The organism is Pedobacter psychrodurus (assembly GCF_004331735.1).
GTDB lineage: Bacteria > Bacteroidota > Bacteroidia > Sphingobacteriales > Sphingobacteriaceae > Pedobacter > Pedobacter psychrodurus.
On sequence record NZ_SJSO01000012.1, the window covers coordinates 97,655 to 119,387 of the forward strand.

11 protein-coding genes are annotated in these 21,733 nt (G+C 41.5%); 7 read left to right on the top strand and 4 right to left on the bottom strand.

Going from position 1 to position 21,733, the window contains the following annotated elements; translation table 11 throughout:
• From EZ456_RS15255 to EZ456_RS15280, 6 genes are all read left to right on the top strand, one after another.
• Complete coding sequence (locus EZ456_RS15255) at positions 1–1,452, top strand: M60 family metallopeptidase (protein WP_131531539.1); 1,452 nt, start codon at positions 1–3, stop codon at positions 1,450–1,452.
• Between the two features lie 30 nt (positions 1,453–1,482).
• Positions 1,483–3,222, top strand: coding sequence for an alkaline phosphatase family protein (locus EZ456_RS15260; protein ID WP_131531541.1), 1,740 nt, complete (start codon positions 1,483–1,485; stop codon positions 3,220–3,222).
• Positions 3,223–3,275: 53 nt separating this feature from the next.
• Positions 3,276–3,683: a hypothetical protein gene (locus tag EZ456_RS15265; protein WP_131531543.1), complete on the top strand. Its 408-nt coding sequence runs from the start codon at positions 3,276–3,278 to the stop codon at positions 3,681–3,683.
• Between the two features lie 37 nt (positions 3,684–3,720).
• Positions 3,721–5,967: an NHL repeat-containing protein gene (locus tag EZ456_RS15270; RefSeq protein ID WP_131531545.1), complete on the top strand. Its 2,247-nt coding sequence runs from the start codon at positions 3,721–3,723 to the stop codon at positions 5,965–5,967.
• 318 nt (positions 5,968–6,285) lie between these two features.
• On the top strand, positions 6,286–7,482 hold the full coding sequence (locus EZ456_RS15275; RefSeq protein ID WP_131531547.1) for a glycoside hydrolase family 88 protein: 1,197 nt from the start codon (positions 6,286–6,288) through the stop codon (positions 7,480–7,482).
• Between the two features lie 10 nt (positions 7,483–7,492).
• Positions 7,493–8,752 carry a DUF2264 domain-containing protein gene (locus EZ456_RS15280; RefSeq protein ID WP_131531549.1) on the top strand — a complete coding sequence of 420 codons (1,260 nt, stop codon included), beginning with the start codon at positions 7,493–7,495 and terminating at the stop codon, positions 8,750–8,752.
• A gap of 642 nt (positions 8,753–9,394) precedes the next feature.
• Here EZ456_RS15280 and EZ456_RS15285 read toward each other — a convergent pair.
• Both EZ456_RS15285 and EZ456_RS15290 read right to left on the bottom strand, forming a co-directional pair.
• Positions 9,395–10,822, bottom strand: a complete 1,428-nt coding sequence (locus EZ456_RS15285) for a S41 family peptidase (protein ID WP_131531551.1) — start codon at positions 10,820–10,822, stop codon at positions 9,395–9,397.
• 271 nt (positions 10,823–11,093) lie between these two features.
• Entirely contained in the window at positions 11,094–14,159 is a 3,066-nt protein-coding gene (locus EZ456_RS15290; RefSeq protein WP_131531553.1) for a beta-L-arabinofuranosidase domain-containing protein, read from the bottom strand.
• 428 nt (positions 14,160–14,587) lie between these two features.
• Between EZ456_RS15290 and EZ456_RS15295 the strand changes: the two genes are divergently transcribed.
• A complete protein-coding gene (locus EZ456_RS15295; protein ID WP_165501339.1) occupies positions 14,588–18,055 on the top strand; it encodes a family 43 glycosylhydrolase in 3,468 nt (1,155 codons plus the stop codon).
• Between the two features lie 205 nt (positions 18,056–18,260).
• Here EZ456_RS15295 and EZ456_RS15300 read toward each other — a convergent pair whose 3' ends face one another.
• Together EZ456_RS15300 and EZ456_RS15305 are read right to left on the bottom strand one after the other, a co-directional pair.
• The gene (locus EZ456_RS15300; RefSeq protein WP_131531557.1) at positions 18,261–19,340 is read right to left on the bottom strand and encodes an RICIN domain-containing protein; all 1,080 of its coding nucleotides are present in this window, start codon (positions 19,338–19,340) and stop codon (positions 18,261–18,263) included.
• Positions 19,341–20,324: 984 nt separating this feature from the next.
• A complete protein-coding gene (locus EZ456_RS15305; RefSeq protein WP_131531559.1) occupies positions 20,325–21,722 on the bottom strand; it encodes a SusD/RagB family nutrient-binding outer membrane lipoprotein in 1,398 nt (465 codons plus the stop codon).
• Positions 21,723–21,733: the final 11 nt, after the last annotated feature.

Below are 21,733 nucleotides of genomic sequence, written 5' to 3' on the forward strand. Positions count from 1 at the left end.
ATGAGAAGTAGAAAAATAATAGGCTTAACCTCAGCTTTTGCAGCTCTTTTGTTGCTTACTCAATCCTGTAAAAAGGATTATGGCTACTCTTTTGAAGATGGCTATAGTAAAACTGAAGTAGTAGATACTTTTGGAAACCAGGATCTGGATACCTCCAAGTATAAGGTTGATAGAACGCAGTTTAACTTGGCAAGGGTTTTTCCAGGTTTGGTGGCAATTTCTGAACCAAGGATTAAAAACACCAAGGTAACCCTCGATTTTGATTTTGTATATGCAAACAATGCCAACCTGAGAATTTCTGTACCACCGCAAGGCTGGTTTAGTACAGGGATGTATGCACCTGCAGGCGAGCTGATTCAGATCGATGTTCCGGCAGGTGAATATGGAATGATTGCTCAAATAGGAGCATGGGATGACGATTTAACCAGTTTAACCACAAAGTTAAGAGCACCCGTTATTTACACCCGTCATAACCTTGCACCAGGCAAAAATCTGATCCGCAATTTATACGGTGGCCAGGTTTATATTATTCCGCCAAGAGCACTAGGCAGAAAAATAGATTTCTATTTCACGGGAACGGTTAAATCGCCCGATTTTGTGCTGGGCGAAACTACAGATGAAGAATGGAAAGCCATGATTGCCAAAACGACAGTTCCTTTTTTCGAATTGCGTGGCAAACGGATCATTTTTACCTTGCCGATTTCGCGTTTGGCTAAATTTCCAATTGCCAGCCCAACGGCTTTAATGCAAACCTGGGATGAGCAGATTTTACATTGTTACTGGGAATGGTATGGTTTATCAGAAAATGCTGCTGATGCAAGAGACTTAAATCCGATGTTGCCATGGCGTATTGTACACGACATACAGCCTTCAGTTGGGACACAGCATAGCGGTTACCCGGTTGTAGCAATAGCCAATGATAATTATTTTGCCCAGGCCGTAACACTAAGTGGTGTAATTGGCCAAAACTGGGGTACCTACCACGAGCTGGGACACAATATGCAGATGAACAATACCTGGAGCTTTGATGGTAATGGGGAGGTTTCTAACAACATTTTCTCTTTAATGGTAACCAAGTACCATGGTTATAAGCACAGTAATTATAAGCGGATGATGACCGCTGCATTGGCTTTTGTAACGCCTACCGGTACCAAATCATATGCTAATGCATCAGAAGATGCAAAACTAGGCATGTTCATCCAGCTAATGGAACGTTATGGATACAGTTTTATCACCTACCTCGCTACCGAGGCCAGGCATGCCCGGTTTACATCCAATAACAATCAGGATAAGATCGATTTCTTTTACGAACGTTTATCGGAGTTTGCCAAAACCGATATGGAGCCTTTTTTAACTAAGTGGGGTATTACGGTTAGTGCGGTTTCTAAAGCTAAAATTTTGGCCAAATACCCATTGCTAACTGAAACAGTATGGTTATCCAATCCAAGTTAATTTATTAAAAAGATATTAAATAAACCAACAATGAAGAATTATTCACTTTGTTTAAAAAAATACAGCGTATTGATTATGCTGCTGCTGTGCGCCGTTATTTTTGGTTGTAAAAAGTATTATGATCCACCAGCAGTTTTCGAGAAACAGGAAATTGTTTCGGTTAAAAAAAGAAAGGTATTGCTGATCGGTATTGATGGCGCTACAGGAGAGGATGTGAAAAAAATTATGCCCCCAATTATTTCTTCCATACTGCCCAACAGTAAATATTCGTGGCAGAGCAGAAGTGATGCTCCCGTTAGCGATGCCGGAACCTGGAAAAATATCATGACGGGGATAGCAACTATCCATAAAATACAGGATAGCACTTTTGTCGTTCCCGAAAGTGCCAGCGAGCATGATGCTGTTATAGAATATCCGTCGTTAATTGAGCGTTTGCAGGCCACCCCTAAAATGAGGTATTCGGTAGCGGTTTCTCCCTGGAATACATTGGTTAATCGCTTACTTCTTTATGCTGATGAGCCCATTGCGGTTAACAATGATGCCGCTGTGGCCGATACGGCGGTTAAGAAAATAGGTATCAATAAAGCCGACCTAATAGTGGTAAACTTTAACCAGGTTAACCAGGCTGGGCTTAAATATGGTTATTCTGCTGATGTGCCAGAGTATAAAGCTGCGGTAACACAGGTAGATACTTACATTGGTAAATTACTGGAGGCCGTTAAAGCCAGAAAAACATACGCAAATGAAGAATGGTTGGTGGTAATTACGTCGAATCATGGCGGAGTTAACAAAGGCTTTACCAGTCAAACTGAAAAAGAACGCAACTCCTTTAATATTTACTACAATCCTGCTTTTAAAAAGGTAGAAATAGATAATGTTCCTTTAACAGATGGATTTTTATTTCCGGCAGCTAAGGCGGCTACCGATGCAAAAGCTACGTTAGCTGCAGCAAATTCGGGCATTTATGAAATAGGTGCATCGGGCGATAAAACCATTCAACTCAAGGCGCTGATCAGATCCAGTTCTACTACAAACGGAGCAAATTTTGTTTTGCTTTCAAAACTAAACCACTCTTACAGCAGCACAAACGGCTGGGAAATCATGGTTCAGGTTAATGCGGATGGTACACGGCAGTATAGAGCAATTTTAGGCTATAATACCTTAATCGGCGTGCCTGCCCCAGCTAAACTCCAATTAAATTCCTGGTCGGCCATAACCCTGAAAATTTATACCGAGGCCGCCAAAAGAATGGCAGTGCTATATATTGATGGAGTGCCCGGAACACCCAGTGATATTACCGGGAGAACGATAGGTACCAATGCCTATGACCTCACTTTGGGGAATATTACTTCAGCAGTAAATAGCGGCTCCTTTGCCGTAAACGATATAGCCATTTACAACAAAGCCCTCTCAGATGACGAAATTAAAAACTTTACCTGCAGCGATGGCGTAAAATCAACTGACCCCAGCTATGCTAATTTAATTGGATACTGGCCTTGCAAGCAGGTGAATGGGAATAAATTGCTCAATCAGGCTCCTGCTGCTGTTGGTAAAGATTTGATTTTAGGAGGTAATGGAGGCTCCTGGACCGGATTGGAGAAATCAATCTGTAATGCCACTGCTCCATCGGGCAATACCATTATGGCAGTCTCCAATTCCGATATCGCTTCTCAGATTATTTACTGGTTTGGTGTAAACATAAACGACTCCTGGAAACTGAACGGAAAATCGTGGCTGAAACTGTATGAAGTAGAGTTTTATAAGCAGTAATCAAAAACATCAACCCCAATTAATGTAAGCTAAACCAAAAAACAAAACTAAAAATGAAAAATTTAAGCTATAAACTTTTATGCGTTCTTGTCATCTTAATCGCTTCAGTAAGCATCTCAAAAGCACAGTACAAAGACTTTTATGTCTCTGGCCGTCTGGTTACCATTTCACTTAGCTGCGAACAAAATGGATTTGGTGGTCAATATTATGAAAACAATCAGGTAGTTGGAGAATGGGTAGGAGGTGATTTTGTTATTACGGCAAAATATGAAAATGGTGACCCCTTTTATGGTGATTTAGATTTCGATGTTAACATTAAACGGGAAGAAAATGGAATCATAACTGACGATAATACCGAGCATTTATACATGAGTGGTGGTTCCTATACCCTATTATACAATGCCATTTTATATGACCAGGGCCCTTATACCTCGCTCTATACTTGGGTCAGCTTTCCTTAACCATTAATTAAGAAGATTCTTACGATAACATTATAGCATGAAATACAAATACTATATTATAATTCTGGGTATAGCCCTATGCTTTGCCGCCTGCAAAAAGTTTGCAACCGAAGCACTAAACGATACCACTACCGAAAAAGTATCGCTAGATATTAAAGTTATTAACGACGATGATCAGTTGCCTGTGGCAGGGGTTAAAGTTATTATTAGTCGCCAAACGGCTGGAGCAGGCACATATACGCAGGTAGATACCATTCGAACAGATAAAGACGGCCTAATAAAAACAGAATTACCCTATCCAAATAATATAAAGGTAGAAGTAGATACCACTTATTATCACAAAGCCGAGCAGGCTATTTATTTTAATGCTGCTGCAAGTGCCATTTTGCACACTACACCCAAGTTTGGTATGGCACCATTGAATATAACTGTTAAAGATGAGAATAATATAAGTGTGTCTGATTTTCCCTTATTAATTGATACCAAAGCGCCCGGAGCCGACACTTATATTTCTACCGGAGGTTTGGAACATGTAGGAACTAACGGGCAGCTGGTGGTATCGCTACCCTATCCAAATGCCGTAAGGGTAATAGTTGGCGATACCATGAAATACTTCCCTGATACCGTAAAAGCAACACTTAAAAATGTAAGGGGAGAGGCGGTGAGTCTTATCGCAAAACTTAAACCCTTAACCGTTCCATTAGAGATTACCGTATTAGATAAGGACAATAATGCGTTACTGCAGGGTATCGATGTGGCCGTTCTACAAAAATTGACAGGCGAAACTAATTTTAAAGATATTGGTTTAGCGGGCACAACCACAAGCAATGGGAAGTTGGTTTTTAATGCGCCTTTTGAGGGCGAGGTAAAAATTCGAACAACCGATCCCTCATATTTCTTCCCAGATTCTGTGATTACCAGAATGGCTTATGTCCAAAATAGAAAAGTGACATTAAAGTCGAAAAAACTGAATCCTAAAGCTCCGGTCGATGTGCTTGTTTACGATCAGGCAAATAACCAGATTTTACCTGGTGTAACGGTTAACGTAAGTTCAAAAATTACCGGTGAAACTGCATTTAAATTAGATACTACTGCAGTTACCGACGAGAATGGAAAATTGAATGTTCGTGTACGTTTTTCTGGCGATATGAAATTTGAAGTACTCAATGATACTTATTTTAGTTCCAAATCGATTACCGCAACAAATACAGGTTCGGCAGCTAAACAAGTTAGTTTGCCATTATCAGTTAAAACCGCCACATATCCGGAGCCAGTACTTACAACTTTGATGGTGAGTTCGCTTACTTTGAACAATGGGATTACTTTAAATGCCCCAACTGATGTGGCCAATGATAAGCGGGGCAACATTTACATTTGCGATCAAAATAACAACCGCATTATACGGGTAAGCAGAAATGGTAATACCACAGTTTTAGCCGGAAGTGGTACTGCCAGTAGCGTTGATGGAACCGGAACAGCTGCTACATTTAACAAGCCAAAAGGTATGGTGCTTAGCCAGGCTGGAACCGAGTTATATGTAACTGAATATTCAGGTAATAAAGTAAGGAAAATAAGCATTAATCCAACCAATATGGCAGCTACTGTAACTACCATTGCAGGCAGTGGTGCAGCAGGTACTGCAGATGCCGTTGGAACAGTAGCCACATTTACTAACCCTAGTGGCATTGATTTAGATGAAGCAGGTGGTGCCTTATATCTGGCAGATTTATCGGCAAGTACATCAGTCGGTAGAATTCGTAAAATAGTATTAAGTACCAATACCGTTAGCACGCTTGGTACAGCAACGATATTTACTCCAAATGCAATTGCCCTAAATCCGAATAAAACATCACTTTATTTAGGCGCTTTTGGAAATACCTTCGGCTCTACTGAAAGTTATCTCTTTAGAGTTACCGTTTCGTCAGGCGCCAGAACCGTATTAAAACAAACAAAAACTACCAATTTTAATGACCCTTCCGGAATATTTATTAGCCCGGCCGGAGTTATTTTTGTTTGTAGTGAGAAAGCACATTCCATAGCAAAAGTAACAAGCGAAGTAACCACGAATTCAACATTTGGTTTATTGGCCGGATCGGGTACGGATGATCGTATTACAGGGGTTAATGCGGTAACAGGTACTTCAGGGAACATTGATGGCGCTGCAGCTAATGCGAGGTTTAATCTGCCATGGGCTATAAAATACAATGCGCACGCTGGTAATTTCCTCATCGCTGATCAGGGAAATAATAAAATAAGGATAATGAAATCAAGTACCATTAATTAGTGCTTATAAATAACCAGCTAATTAAGGGCTACCCATGAGATAGAAAAAAGGCTGTTCTCCAATAGGAGGCAGTCCTTTTTACGAATTTCAAAGTCATGTAGAAACCCGGTAAAAACGGTTGATTTGTATAAAACACGATCAGTAAAATGGATTGATGTAAGATTATACCCTAAAAAGGTAGTTGATTTCTGATTTTCTACCCTATCATTTATAATTTTCACCTCTTTTAAACTTGTAAAAGCACAAATTTGTCGCAACCAACATCAAAGCCTATGTTAAGGCTTAACACAAAATGAATTATACAAATTTACCTAACCTATGAAGAAATTATTGTTCGCCATATGTTTTCTGGCTACAGCAGTAATTGCTAATGCACAACAGGCAACTGATGAAAAAAAAGCCATGAAAAACCTGCTCAACAAGCAGTTTGAATTTGCACAGAAACAATATCAGTTACTGGCCAAAAACACACCGGCAGACCGCATGCCAAAAACCTATTATGCAAAAAATAATAAGCTGGAAACGAGCGATACCAAATGGTGGTGCAGTGGTTTTTATCCGGGTTCGCTACTCTATATTTACGAATATACCAAAGATTCTGGCACCTTAAAAGAGGCCGAAAAACGCCTGGCTGTACTAGAGAAGGAGAAACATTATACAGGAAACCACGATTTAGGTTTTATGATGTTCTGTAGTTTTGGCAATGCCTATCGCATTACTGGTAATGCTATGTATAAATCAACTATCGATACTGCTGCAACTTCGCTTGCCACACGCTACCGTCCGGCGGCTAAAGTAATCCAATCGTGGAATAGTAGTAAACAGTGGAAAGGCCCTGTTATTATTGATAATATGATGAATCTGGAGTTACTGGCATGGGTATCCGATCATGGTGGCGATCCGAAATACAAGGAAATTGCCATCAATCATGCCAATACTTCGCTTAAAAACCATTTCAGATCAAACTCCAGTTCTTACCACGTAGTAGATTACGATATGACCACGGGCAAAGTACTTAGAAGAGGTACGGCCCAAGGCGCGTTCGACGAATCGGCCTGGAGCCGTGGTCAGGGATGGGGACTATATGGTTATACCATGATGTACCGTTTTACGAAGAACAAACATTATCTTAATCAGGCAAAAAACATCGCCAAATTTATCATCAATCATCCGAATATGCCTGCCGATCAGGTTCCATATTGGGACTTTAACGCACCAAACATTCCAGATACTTATCGCGATGCTTCTGCCGCTGCAGTTATTGCCTCTGGTTTGTTAGAATTAGGGCAGTATGCAACAAAAAGCGAGCGAAAATTATATGTAAACGAAGCAAAAAAAATGATCATTTCACTTTCATCTGATGCATATTGTGCAAAGCTGGGTGAAAACGGCGGGTTTTTGCTCATGCACAGTACAGGAGCTTTACCTCTGAGATCAGAAGTCGACGTTCCGCTTAGCTACGCCGATTATTATTATCTCGAAGCGTTAATACGCTATAAAAACTGGTATTTATAACACACAAAAAATGGAAAGAAGAAAATTTATAGGAGCGTTGTCATTAACTGGAATATTTGGGCTGTTTAATCCTAATGAAGTTTTATCCGTTACAAAAAATAACACCACCACAATAGGTCGATCAAAAAACGACAGAGAATACTGGTATAAACTGCTGTATAAAATTGCCAGTCCGGTTGTTTCCAATTTAGCCAACGGAACACTTATTAAAAATATGCCAGTGGTTACGGCGCCGAAATTCGACTCAAGAACACCTGCCGTATCGTATTTAGAGGCTGTTGGCCGTACCTATGCCGGAATTGCGCCCTGGCTTTCGTTACCTGATGATACCACAACTGAAGGCGTTTTAAGAAATACACTTAAATTACAGGCCATTCAGGGATTGGATAGCTGTTTTGCCGCAAACAGTCCTGATAAACTAAATTTCAGCAAAGATTATCAGCCAATTGTAGATTCAGCCTACCTGGCGCAAACTTTTTTAAGGGCACCTAAAGCTTTGTGGGAACCGTTAAAACCCGAAACAAAGCGCGAAATCATTACTTCGTTTAAATCATTGAGAAACAGAAAACCTTTTAAAAATAACTGGTTATTATTTGGTTCTATTACCGAAGCCTTTTTATTGTCGATTGGTGAACCGCATGATGAAGCCCGCTTAAATGAAGGCGTAGATACATTAAACGCATGGTACAAAGGAGATGGTTGGTATGGCGATGGCGTAAATATGGCTTTTGATTATTACAACTCTTTTGTTATCCATCCGATGATGGTGGATACACTTGCCGTGATGCTTGATAAAAAGCTAATCAAAAAAGAACGGTATGATCTTGCTGTAAAAAGGATGCAGCGTTATGTAGTAGGGCAGGAACGCATGATTTCTCCCGAAGGAACCTACCCACCAATTGGACGTTCAATTACCTACAGAACAGGTGCTTTCCAGGCTTTAAGCCAAATTGCCCTCATGCGTAAGTTACCTGCTAGTATTCAGCCTGCTCAAGTGCGTTCTGCTTTAACTAAAGTTAAACAGAACATGTATGATATACCTGGAACTTTTGATGCAAGAGGTTGGTTACAGCTGGGCTTTTGCGGGTATGATCCTGAAATAGCAGATTATTACACCTCTACGGGCAGTCTGTATATGGCTACGCTATCATTCCTTCCTTTAGGCTTGCCAGCTACCGACGAATTTTGGGCCGCACCTTCAGCAGAGTGGACATCGAAAAAAGCCTGGACAGCAAAACCGTTCTCCAAAGATTATCATGTAGATTTTTAACTGTAGGCAAAAAAAATAATCAATTATATATGTCATTAATATTGATTTATACAATAAATTATCCCTATCAATGACAGATTCCAAAAACCGAGCGTCATTCCAACGCAGGTGGGAATCTTAAAGCTTATTGCATTATCCCAAGAGTAATGTCATTAAGTTAAGGAGAAAACAAAAAATATTGTCATCCTGAGCCTGTCGAAGGACAAATGTTTTTTTGTTTTCTCCTAATAAAGGTCTTCGACAGGCTCAGACTGACAGCGCATATGCTTAACTTAATGACATTGCCCAAAGGGATGCCTTTGGCACGATTTCCAATCAACCCGATAACTATCCGGTTGGGAATGACGCTACGGTATGTAGATGTTATCCACTCGAATGTTTTATCAAAAACTAACCGCTTAGGATAATTGACTTGAAAAGCAAAATCTCGACAACCTTTATCGCTGGAGCACATGTACTAGGCAACAAATCCACTTCATCCGTATAAAAGTATGGTACAAATCGCCGGATATAAAAATTAACATATACACGAATAAAAGGTATATCTAGCGTATTTCAGTAATGTTGCACCTTTAATTGAAATGATACACGGGATCTTGATTTATTACCCGTTACTAATAAGAATTTTAGCCTGGCGATCAATCAGCCTTTCTTTTTGAGGTCTTTGATAATGTATTCAACCCATTGATCTCCTGACATGTTAAGCTTAATATCAGGACTGAATCCGGTTGCATCGATAGGCTTCTTATCGGCCCAGCTCGATTTTGAAACCGGCATCATGAGTACCAGCATTTTGCACGGAAGAGGGGTTGGTGATGCTGGCCCTTCGTAATCCATCATGCCTACACTATTTCTACCGTACCGCGTAGTCTTTTTGCTTTGATTCATTAAATGAAAAAAGTATTCTGTAGAGCTTCCGCAAAGTTCATCAGTAATGAGTGCAACTTTAGCAGGGCTGCTAAGAACAGCGTCAAGTGGGATCGTTAATCCAGGGATCTGATAAAACGTATCCTTAGTAGATGAGAGTTCTTCGTAGATTTTTTTGAGGTTAGCTACATATTCATCCGGATAGTATTTTTTTAGATTTACAGGCACTGGATTTTTGACAAAATACTCAAGTTCTGATCTTTTAAGTCGGACATTGTCCTGAGAAATGCGGAGTAGTGGACTATCCTGTTTGATAGGGTTGGTCATTACGTATGGCAGCAGAAAACTCCAGCCAGAATTTCCACCTCCATTTCCTCGTAGATCTATGATCAGGTACTTACTGCTCCTGATAGCCTTGTCGTTAGCTGCAACCAATTTCTCAATCTTACTATCGTTATTAAAGAAAGTTGGGATTTTGATGTAACTGGTTTCCTTGTTCAATTGATTAAAATCAAGTCCATTGTTACTGTTTTTCCATGTACTTAACTCCCTTTTTTCTTTTGTGGTCATTTCATTTGGGTAAATTCTTCCAAAAAGGGAGAAATTCCACAACTGCAGCAGGCCGCCCCTTTGCTGCGCATAAAAATCTATACTGCTAAATACATTGTATTGATTTAGCAAGTAACCTTTTTGGTGCGGTTTTAGTGTAAAATATACAAGTCCTTTATGGAGCATACTGTCCTTTGCACTAAGTACAACGGCCTTGTATTCATTACCCTGGAATTTTTTTATCCCCAGGGTAATTGAACTGTCAGCGTTTATCCATATGCCTTCAGTGCCAATATCCGGTTTCAGTGTTTTAAAATAAGATTCGTCTATAACTACGGTCTCTTTTTCGTAATCATCTTTGTTGAGGTATGTCAATGAAAAATGTTTGTCCTGAAAAAATCGGATATAATCTTTAATGAGATAGTAACAGTTTTTTGTATTGGTTTCATTTTCTGCCTTTGCACGGAGCTTGGTTACCAGATCTCCATAGGCCGATTTTGTTTTAGCATATACTTTTTTGGGGAAGCCGGCATAGTTGAGCTCAGTTTTAACAATTGCTTCATTTAAATTCTCCAGGCAGTTACAGGGTATCTGCTGTGCCACGAGTAAAAAGGGAAAATTAGTGGTAATAAGGAGGGTAATTAGTGTTTTCATTACAGTAGTTTGATTGAACACTAATATATTAAAGTTATTGGTTTTTAATAATATGGGTGCATAAACCTAAGTTGTTTAATATCAGCATTTAAACCAATTCAAACTTGGGTTTTTTATCTCAATCAAAAATATCTAATTACACGCCCTGGAGCGTTCCTTTATTAAAAATTAAAAGAGAATAAGATCATGTCGGGTTAATGTTGGTATCTTAACCTCATCAATACCAACAAAATGAATTTGTAAAAAGGACTGAAATACTCGTCGCTATGGATTATTTTAAAGTAACATCGAGGTAAACAGAATGCCTGCCATATGTTTCATAAAATGGTTTAAAAACCACATCGTCGATTGTAAATTGTAAAGCTTGAGGGTTGCCTTTAATTGATTTGCCTATATCTCTAGCGTTTAAGGTTACTTTACGCCAATCTTTTCTAGCTTCTGGCTCCTGTGCTGCCAGCAATATTGGCCCGTAAAATAGACTGGCTATATTCGGTTGATCCATAACCGGATCGAGGTGAAATTGGAAAGGCATTTTCAATTCTATAATGTCGCCATCTTTCCAATTGCGGCTTATTTTTAGGTAACTGCTTGGGGTAGCTTGAAACTTTTGTTCTTTCCCGTTGATTTTTACAAAGAATCCTTTGGTAGCCCAGTTTGGCACACGCACATTGATATCAAATTTTCCACTGCCGCTAATGGTTAAACGGGTATTGTCTTCTTTTGGGAAATTTGTCGTCTGTTTTACCGTTACCTGGCGTTCTGTCCATTTTAGTGTTGATGGAATGTACAGGTTCACATATAGTGCCTGGTTATCTTTGCTTTTAAAGTAGATTGAATTTTGTAGTTTGGTGCTGCTCTCTATTGCAGTGCCGTTACAGCAGGTAAAACCTGTCATATCCGCATTGCCAAATTGTTTAACAGATCCCGGTCTGAGTGGTACATGATAGGTATTGGCCGGACTATTCTCGGCAACAGATGCCAGGATATGATTATATAACCCGCGCTCATAATAGTCCATTAATTCTGCGCGCTGATCGAAGAGAAACAGGTCTCCGGTCAATTTTAGCATATTGTAGGTGGCACAGGTTTCATTCTGCCCGCCTTCTGAGAAACCGTTTTCGTACAAAGTAGCTGGTTGGGCAATAAAACACTCCGCATTGGCTGGGTTACGGGCACCTGCAACTCCTCCGATACTATACATGTAATCGTCAACCATTTTGTGCCAGAAATTATCTGCTATGCTGTAATATTCGGGTTTATTGGATGCACGGTACATTTCGATACTCCCAACAATTTGAGGTATGTGTTGATTGGCATGCAGCCCACGGAAAATATCTACATTTTTGGCCAGCCCATACGAATGTGCAGTATCGCCAAAGAACACTTTGATATTATCAAACAATTGCGCTGTTTTTAAGTACTTCGCTTCCCCGGTAATGCGGTACATATGCGCCATCGACTCATTCATGCCGCCAAACTCCCCGGCAATATAGGTATTCCACATCTTTATAAGTGTTTCCTGTGGCAACCGGCTCAGGCGGGCATACACCCAATCGCTCATGTTGGTGGCTATTTCAAGTGCTTTTTTATTTCCGCTCACCTCATAAACATCTATTAAGCCGGCCAAGATTTTGTGCAAGGTATAATATGGCGCCCAAACCTGATCCTTCTGTCCGCCATATCTGGCTCCGTTTTCTAACATGATAAATTGATCGGGAGGGTAAGCGCTGATAAATCCTTTGCCCCAGTTCCAATAATCGGTACGGATGCCTGCTTCACTAAGATCAGAATCATAATCTGGTTTGCCGGGACCATGCGGCACAACGCTCGGATCAGATACGTAGGTGGAGCCTGCATTTTTTGGTTTCCCTGATAATTGGGATAGTTCATACAGCGTATTTACCATATACTCCATTTTTTTTGAGAAGTTGGCCTGAAGTGCCTTGTCATATCCGGTGCTGGCATAGGCCTGAGCAATTGCCGAAAGGTAGTGGCCTGTAGCATGCCCCCTTAATTTGGTGTCTTCACTGTCCCACACACCCAAAGGTTTTGCCCCTTCAGGTTGTTTTTGGCCAAAAGCCTGACGGAACATGTAGAGAAAGGAGTTAGGATCGGTTTTAGCCAATGTTTTAATAAACTTATCGCGGTTTTCGATAAATTTGGTTGCATGGCCATGAGTGTCTGTTTGTAGAGAAACCCTATTTAAAGCAAAGGGCTCCAGCTTTAAGGATGGCGCGGCTGATTTTTTAAGTGCTTTTACGGTTACAAATGCTTTAGGTTGGAAAACCGTTCCTGCAACACGCCCGGTAATGGTATAAAGTCCGGGCTTCAAAACTGTGCTATTGTCGGTTGGAGAAGGCCATAGCACACGTACTTTTGGACCTTTCACCTCATTCTGGTAGGTACCCGGTACATAACTGGGTAATCGTGGTAAATTTCCGACTTCTGTTTCTACCTGAACATCTGATACATGAGCTAAATAAGTATTGTAAAGCTGTGGAGTGCCTGAAGAAAACTTTGGAAGATCATCTTCACGCTTACCCACATTTACTGCGTTTTCCTGAGTACCTCTTTGGGCATTGCGATAAATTCCGGCAATCTGCCCTGCACTTAGCGGAACCCGATAAATACGGAAATCATGTATCATTGCATTAAGATAGGGATCTCCTGATGTTAGCGATTTTCCGATATAAAGCAGATTTTTTCCCCCTGCTTGCTGATCGAATACCTTTGCTAAATCTATTGGGATATTCTTAGCTTCGGCCACAGGTTTACTATTCACATAGGTAGTCATAGATTTTGATGGAACATCGATCACTACGGTAAGATAAACCCATTTATTTAGTTCTATAGCCGGAGAAACCGCTCCGTTTTTATTGGCTTCCTTTGCTGTGATCAATGCCTGGAAGCCTTCTTGGGCATTTGTTCCAACAGGGGCTGCAAAAAAATGTTTAGTTACATCTTTCCCAAAATCGAAAAAATACTGACCGGGCTGCTTTGAGCGTAGGTATATCCATCCTGATATACTGAGCGATTCTATATCTGTTAATGCTTCTCCTGGAACAGTAACAAAGGAATTGTTATCCCCAGAGAGCGACAAAACCTTTCCGAACCGGCTGTCATTGATAAACTTGACCCCGTCGCCCTGAAATTTGGCATGAAAATTATTTCGGGACCAGTCTTTGGCATCTCCATTAAAGATATAACGCGCACTCATTCCCGTTTCACCAATACCATCCAATATCTGGTCTCCATTTTGTGCCTTGGCAGTAGTGATACACATGGCTAAAACAGCAAGGAACAGGATGGTATGCAAGGATACTTTGTATATTTTCATGTTTAAATCATTTTATCAATAAGCCCTTCTTAGATCTGTTTATCTCAAGATATTTTATGCCCAGATCTTTTAGTAAGAGGAGATGAATTTAAAGAATGTTGAATAAAACAACCCATAAAATTCATCGATAAAACTATGAAGAACCCCTGTGTTTTTATGCTTCTTTTTTATCTGATAGCTACTAGATATTAACAAGTACCCTGCCGTACAACAAAATAAATTATGTATTGCCCTGATTGGGCTGGTTGGTTAAAATACGAATGTTATGCATCAATATACAACGGAAATCTAGGTTACGCTTCGTTTATATTTACATCCTGATCCATCAAGTCTGGTTTTTATAGGCCGGGATATCAACATTAACTATGAAAAACATTTATCTAAACCTCTTCGTTCTTTTTCTCCTATGCTACTCTTTCCAACCTATAATGGCGCAATCTCAGCATTTGGCTAAGGGGCAGGGCAATCCTGTTATACCAGGTTATTTTGCAGATCCAACGGTGAAAAAATTTGGGGATACTTATTATATTTATGCAACAACCGATGGCAATGGGGGCGGATTTGGGCCATCGCAGGTATGGAAGTCGAGGGATTTCGTGAACTGGGAAATGCAGGACATGAACTGGCCGGTTACACGTTATTACTGGGCGCCTGATGTTATCCAGGGGAGCGACGGAAGGTATTATCTCTATTATTGCCAGCCTGTGGAGATTTTCGGCGCAGTGTCTGATACTCCTGTTGGTCCCTGGACTTCGCTTTTACCCGAAGGGAAACCTATTGTACCTAATTTTTTGGTGCCCAAGGTGATTACACTCGATGGACAGACTTTTAGGGATGATGATGGAAGGTTTTACATGTATTGGGGTACCTGGGGGATCTATCCGGACCATGGGTGCGGAGTGGGTTTACTTAATCCGGATATGAAATCGTTCGAAAAACTGGAGAAAATACCCAATACCGTGGCCAAAGATTTTTTTGAAGCGCCTTTTATGTTCAAAAGGAAAGGGGTTTATTATTTAACGTACTCTTCGGGCTACTGTGAGGATGGGAGTTACCGGGTCCAGTACGTAAAGAGTGATAAAGGACCGATGGGGCCATTCGTTTTTGGTGAGAACAACCCGGTGTTATCGACCAATAAGGATGGAACGGTGCACGGTCCCGGGCATGAATCGATACTGCAGCAAGGGGATGATTTTTATATGGTTTATCATCGCCATAACAATCCGCATTCAGGGGGAGGCTTTCATCGGCAGATTGCCGTGGATAAGATGGAATTTGATGCTGATGGCAATATCCTAAAGCTCAATCCCTCACATTCAGGTGTTGGCTACCTGGGCAAAAATGTTAACCCGTATGCCGATCTGGCCCTGAATGCAAAAATAAAGGCCTCATCTTTTTATAGTGATGATTTTAAGCCTTCTTTTGCCAATGACAACAATAACGGAACGCTATGGAAACCCAAAAACAATAGGGCTGCATCATGGCTTGAGATCGATCTAGGGAGTGTAAAGCCTGTTAAGAGTGTCCATACCCAGTTTGAATATGCTACCTGGTACTACCAGTACATGATCGAATACTCTATCGACGGGAAATTATGGAAGACCTATGCTGATAGGACCAAAAACCTTCAGCATGGCAGTCCAATGGCTGATTATGGTACTGTTACTGCCCGCTATATCCGCCTGAGGATCACTGGTACCGAATACCCTGGGCTAAACAGGGCCGTTTGGAACATTAGGGTTTACGCCCATGATGGTTATAGGCCCGGCACGGTTCCATCTGTTAAGAAGTCTGGTGTGGATAAGCAGATAAGTGCTCAGGGGCTTTTGGTAGATCTGGATGCATCAGGGTTCAAGCCTGGCGAAACTGTTAACCAATGGGAAAATAAAGGGAAACTGAAAGGATCTTTTAAAGCGATGGAGGGGAGATCATCTACTGCAGCTGTTATCGCCGGGAAGAACGCACTCGTTTTTAAAAATGGAACCTCTTTCAGGTCTACTTTTCCTGCACCGCTTTCGCTAAAGGGCAATAGCAGCTTTAGCGTGGCGCTATGGGCCTATAACCCGGATGTGGCAAAAGAAGAGCCTATTGTATCCTGGACTGGCCGTGCGGGCGGTGAGCTGGCAGGGGCCGCTCTTGGGTATGGCAGTCATAAAAAATGGGGTGCTGCTACGCATGGGGGCTGGGCAGATATGGCGTATGGGAAAATTCCGGAGGCTGGGAAATGGCACCACATTGCACTGGTGTTTGACGGTACAATGGAACAGATATATGTAGATGGGGTGCTGGATAAGCAGGAGCGTAAAATGCTTTTTATAGATGGGCTCTCTGATTTTCTTATCGGGACCAATAATGATAAGGGTGCTTACTTTTCGGGCGCTCTGGCCTCCTTGAAAATATATGATACACCCCTAACGGCCAGGGAGGTAAAACAGATGGCCCTGGAAAAAGTAAATTCGCAGGCGGCTGTTTTTCTGGATGGTGCTGCGCTTGACTACGGCGGACTTAAAAGCTGGAAAAATGAAGGTTTTGCATTGGGGAGTTTACAATCAATTAAAGGTTTTTCTATTGTTGGGGATGTAGCGGGTAGAATCGCACTAAATTTAGGCCATCGCACGGAAATGAAATTAAGCAGTGGGAGCGAAGCAGCTCCTGCAGCATCAGGCGCCTATACGCTCATCACCCAGCTATACGTATCGCCTGGCCAAAAAATAAGGATAGATTATGGAGGCAGGGGCCTGGAGATAAAAGGGAAATCAAAGTGGCAGCATATTGCCTGCACTTTTGATGGAAAAGTATCCAGGGTATTTGTGGACGGACGGCCATCAGAGATCAGATCGGTGGCGGGGAGCAAGGAACTGACTTTTTTAGCTCTTGGGGATAGCTCCGCAGAGGCAAAAAGCGCGGTTTCTGCGGTTTATATCTATAAACATGCATTTGCACCATCCAAAATCCTTTCAGATTATAACGCCTGGAAAATAACTTTACAGGGGAAACCAGCAAGGGCTGCCTTTAAACTAAGGCCAGATGCAGTTTCTCCGGAGATGGCAAGTATGACTGCAGCGGCGATCAGACTTCCTGGGAACAGTTATGAATACCGTTTCATTAGAAGCGATAATGCTGAAAAAGCCGCATGGGCGCCACTGAATGAATATACCGATTTTGGACTGGAAGAAAATAAAGCTTACCGGTATTCAGTCAAGGTTCGGGATAACTTCGGCAATGTCAGCCTGCCTTCGCTCGAAGAGGAAGTAAAGACCGATCTTTCGCTGTTCAGTATCAGTACTGATAGTGCCAGCAAGGAACATGATTATCTGAAAAGTAGTACCGAGGGAGCTTTTTGGGACGGTATGACGGGTAATGCTGATCAGGTTTCTTTTAAAAACGGACTGCTTACCCTCTCTTCGGCCAATACCAAATGGGACGGTACATCTCCAAACGGACCATTTATCTATAAAAACATGTATGGTGATTTTATTGTAGAAACCGCAATAGCGGACCTGTCCGGTTTAAGCGATAAAAAAGCTGTGGGCGCAAATGATGCAGGCTTAATGCTGCGCGCTGGGGACGAAAGTTTTGCGCTTTTACAGAACAGTGTGATGCTGGGCTGGGGTGTTGGGAACATGGTTACCGATCTGAGCAGGTCTGCACGTAAGCAGACCAATAATTCGTCTGCCTGGAATTTTTATAGACACCTTCAGGTGCAGCGGAAAAACAATATCTTCTATCTACGGGGCAGCAGCGATGGGAAAAACTGGAAAGATCTGCCCGGTAGTCCACTTGTACGTGATGATATGGGAGGTAAGACAATCCAGGTCGGGCTTTTTCAGGCCAGTTATGGCGAAAACAAGGGCTATGGTACTTTTGGTGGTTTTAGGATTATCAAGAAAAGGTAATAGTCCTTTAACTCGGGTTACCGATCTGTTTTGGCCAGGGTGATAGCCATATTGAGATCCCTGAGCACTTCCGTGACCAAATCTTACGGAAAATGGAAAAATATCAGGATTCTTTATATCCGATAACATGTGTTCAAAAACCGGCCTGATCGCTAATTTAAATATCAGGCCGATTCCATTCGATAATATCTGCAGATCTGTTTACCTACATCCCGTCAGATCGCATTGCAAAAACTAATTTTACATGTCTAAAGGCATTTGTTTCGCTCCATTCATTGTCATAATTTAAGCCGTAAGCCCAAAAATGCCCGCCACCTGTGTGTATCGCACCACTTTGACCATCAAAAATCTTGACAAGGGCAACTGTATTGGCTCCCAAGAAGTCACCTGTAGAAGTATTTGATGTCCATCCGCCGCTTATTCCTACGCCATAAGTGTGCGCAATTTCGTGCATTGCCGTACGTACATTCTGGTAACTGGTGTTTGCACCAAAACGTATATTTCCATTTGTACTGCCGTCAGCTGTCGGCACACCTGTGTTATATTGTACAGTAAGCGTGCGCGATGGCCAGTTAGCACCAGCGTTATACCTGGCACAGGCATCGTTCATGGCATTGGTAATGCGTGTCACTACATCGGCAGGTACTCCTGTACTGTTCAGTACCCAGCCCAGCTGGCCAGTTGCGTTAACCGTTAGTAAAGACCATTGTTGGTTTTCCCCTCCCCAGTAAGTCCATTGGTCCACATTAGCGCCATCATCAATTGATTGATTGGCTATATCAAGGTCCTTGCCACTGTTTCTGTTTACAATACGGTAATAACCGTTGCCAAGCGACGTAAATAGCCACTGCTGGTTTGTTGCTCCCGAGTAGGTAGATATATTTACATTGTTTCCGTCGGCTGTTCCTGCCTGGTCTACCTGTAAACCTTTGGAGCTATGCACACCAATAATCGAATAGTAGCCACCAGACAGTAGCGTTAAATTCCATTTTTGATTTGTTCCGCCAGTACCCGCGTACTGTGAAACATTAGCGCCATCTGCAGTCTGAAATCCACCAACATCAAGAACTTTTCCACTTTTGCGGTTCACGATGTAAAAGGTGCCGTTTGTGGCGGATAATGGGGTTTCGTTAGGTGGTATTGCACTCAATTTTGCCCTTATCGAAAGCGGGTCTTTAGTGGTGTCAGGATCCGGAAGGTCGCCTTTTCTGCAACTGCCGGCTAATAAAATGAGTCCAAGCATAAAGATGCCGAATGGACCTAAGGTAGAAGATTTTGTTTTCATAAAAATTAGGTAAGGATGAATGAACAGGCATATGTATCTGTTCGTTTGGTTATTTTAAAGAGGGCATATGCTACCCATTTAGTTGAGCCCCTCTTTTTGTACTTTGAAATGTAGAACCCGTTAAAGCGATTTTAAATTGCCCGGTTTCATCACCCAGAACAGATTGCCGCTGATCATACTGGCTAAATAAGCTTATTGATGCTTTTGTGAACCGTAAGGGTATTTGTATTGCAATAAAGATTATTAGCTGCTGGTTAACAGGACCTGAAATTTCGGTATGAAAAGATTAAGGTTGTTAACAGCGTATTAATGCGTTATAAATGGCTTCACGAAATTGGGTTGAAGAATTAATAAAAATAGGGGTTTGGTGAAGTTTGAGATTCTGATGATCTTCAATGCAAGCAGCGTTTCTAAATGCAAAGGTGATTGGACGTTTTGTAGCATAATTTAGTTTTTCATGGTCGGTTAAACGGTTGGTTTATTTCGGAAAACTGGTTATATCAATTTTTAATTGCCTGTAACCATCAATTACCCAGCTAGTAAATCTCGGATAATTAGGATCTGTCATGTATTTTATACTTGGTTGAAACAAATAAACTACAAAAAAGGGCTTGTAGTGAGGGGTAATCTCATCAAAATTAGGGGTCAAATTCTTTTTATTTTCGCTGTTACTGCCTTATTTTGAGTTTTTTATAGAAATTACATTTTTTATAAGCGTTCTTTTTACGCTTATTTTTTTTCCTTAAAGAAAAAAAACAAAAAACACAGGTGTGGTTTATGTTTATTTTTGAACTGTACAGTAAACAGCTATGTTGAAACCGAATGAAATTGGGGCGGGTAAAAGAATAGATGGCAACAGTATTTATCAGTTGCTTCGCGGTGATTTTTGAGGAATCAGGCTACCAGCATAGCCGTTATAAAAAACAAAAAAGGATACCCTTAAAAGAGTATCCTTGCAGTATTCAATAACCTAATATTTGTGTATTAATTGGTATCCCACCATAAACGATCAGTGATTTTTGCCTTTTGTTGTGGCTGTGGATTAGCAGTGATTTCCGAATTTGGATATAAAACCCTTCTTGGGATATCGGATAGTGCATTTTTAACTTTTGTTAGGGATGGATAACCGGTACGGCGCCAATCGGTAAAGTTCTCTGGATTCAGAAAATTTGAGATGAACTTTTCTTCAATGATCAGACGGAGTGCATTTGAAGAATTTAACGTGCCCCTCGAAGAAAGATAACTATTGACATCGGTAGTAACTACACCTAGTTTTTCCATGTGCTGCTTAATACCGTCCTGATAAAATGGCTGGGCAGCAGATGCTCCTGAAACAATAAAAGTTGCTTCAGCCTTTAAAAAAAGTGCTTCGGTATAATTTACCAGATAATTCTTTGCGCTGGCGCCTGCATAAAAATCAGATGGAATGGAATACGATTCCAGACTTCCGATTTCATCAAGTCCGATCTGTCTTCCTGTATATAAGCCGGTTTGCACGGCTGGTTTAACCATTTTGCTCAGCCTTGGATCATTTCTAACGGTAAAGTTATCGACAAAAGTATTAGCCAGTACGAAGGTCGTTCCGGGCAGAAAATTCTGCTGCCAAGGGTTTTCGGCGCCCGCGGCACCACTAAAGGCTATCTTACAGTCATCACTATTGTTCTGCATGCCGTTATTCAACGCTGTTAGTGCAAGCTGGGCCTGGGCAGCAGCTGAACTGCCAGGTGACTTGGTCAGGTGCATATAGTAGCGTGCTTTTAAGGTGTAGGCGAGTTTTTTCCATTTAGCCATGTCGCCCGAATAAATAAGGTCATCACTGCCGGGAGCTGAGCCAGCATTCCGGCCAATATCTGCAATCCCCTCGTCTAGCAAGCGCTGTAGCTGGGTATATATCTGTTGCTGGGTATCGTAAGTAGGATTGGCTACATCAATTCCCTTGAAAGCCTGACTGTAGGGGATATCTCCCCATGCATCGGTTGCGTAGCCCAAAGCATACGCAGTGAGTATTTTAGAAATCGCGGTATAATTAAAATTGCCGTTTGCAGCTGCTTTTACATTTAGGAGGCTTAGGTTGTTCAGCGTGCGCACGTATACGTTGTTCCAGTCACCGTCCATATCAATGTTATACATCTGGTAAGTGCCGAAATTTGGTGCTACCTGGTTCAGCGCCATTACCTGCAGGTACTGCTGAAGCACTACACTTAAATTCCCGTCGCCAGATGCGTTGATATTTTGGGAGATCAGCAGCTGTATAGGGGGCAACATGAGCGATTCCTTAACATCTATCGGTCTGTTGGGGTCATAGTTAACATCTATGTATTTTTTGCACCCGGCAAAAGCCATCATAAATGCAAAACTTAGAATGAAATTTATCTTTTTCATATTGATTCTTT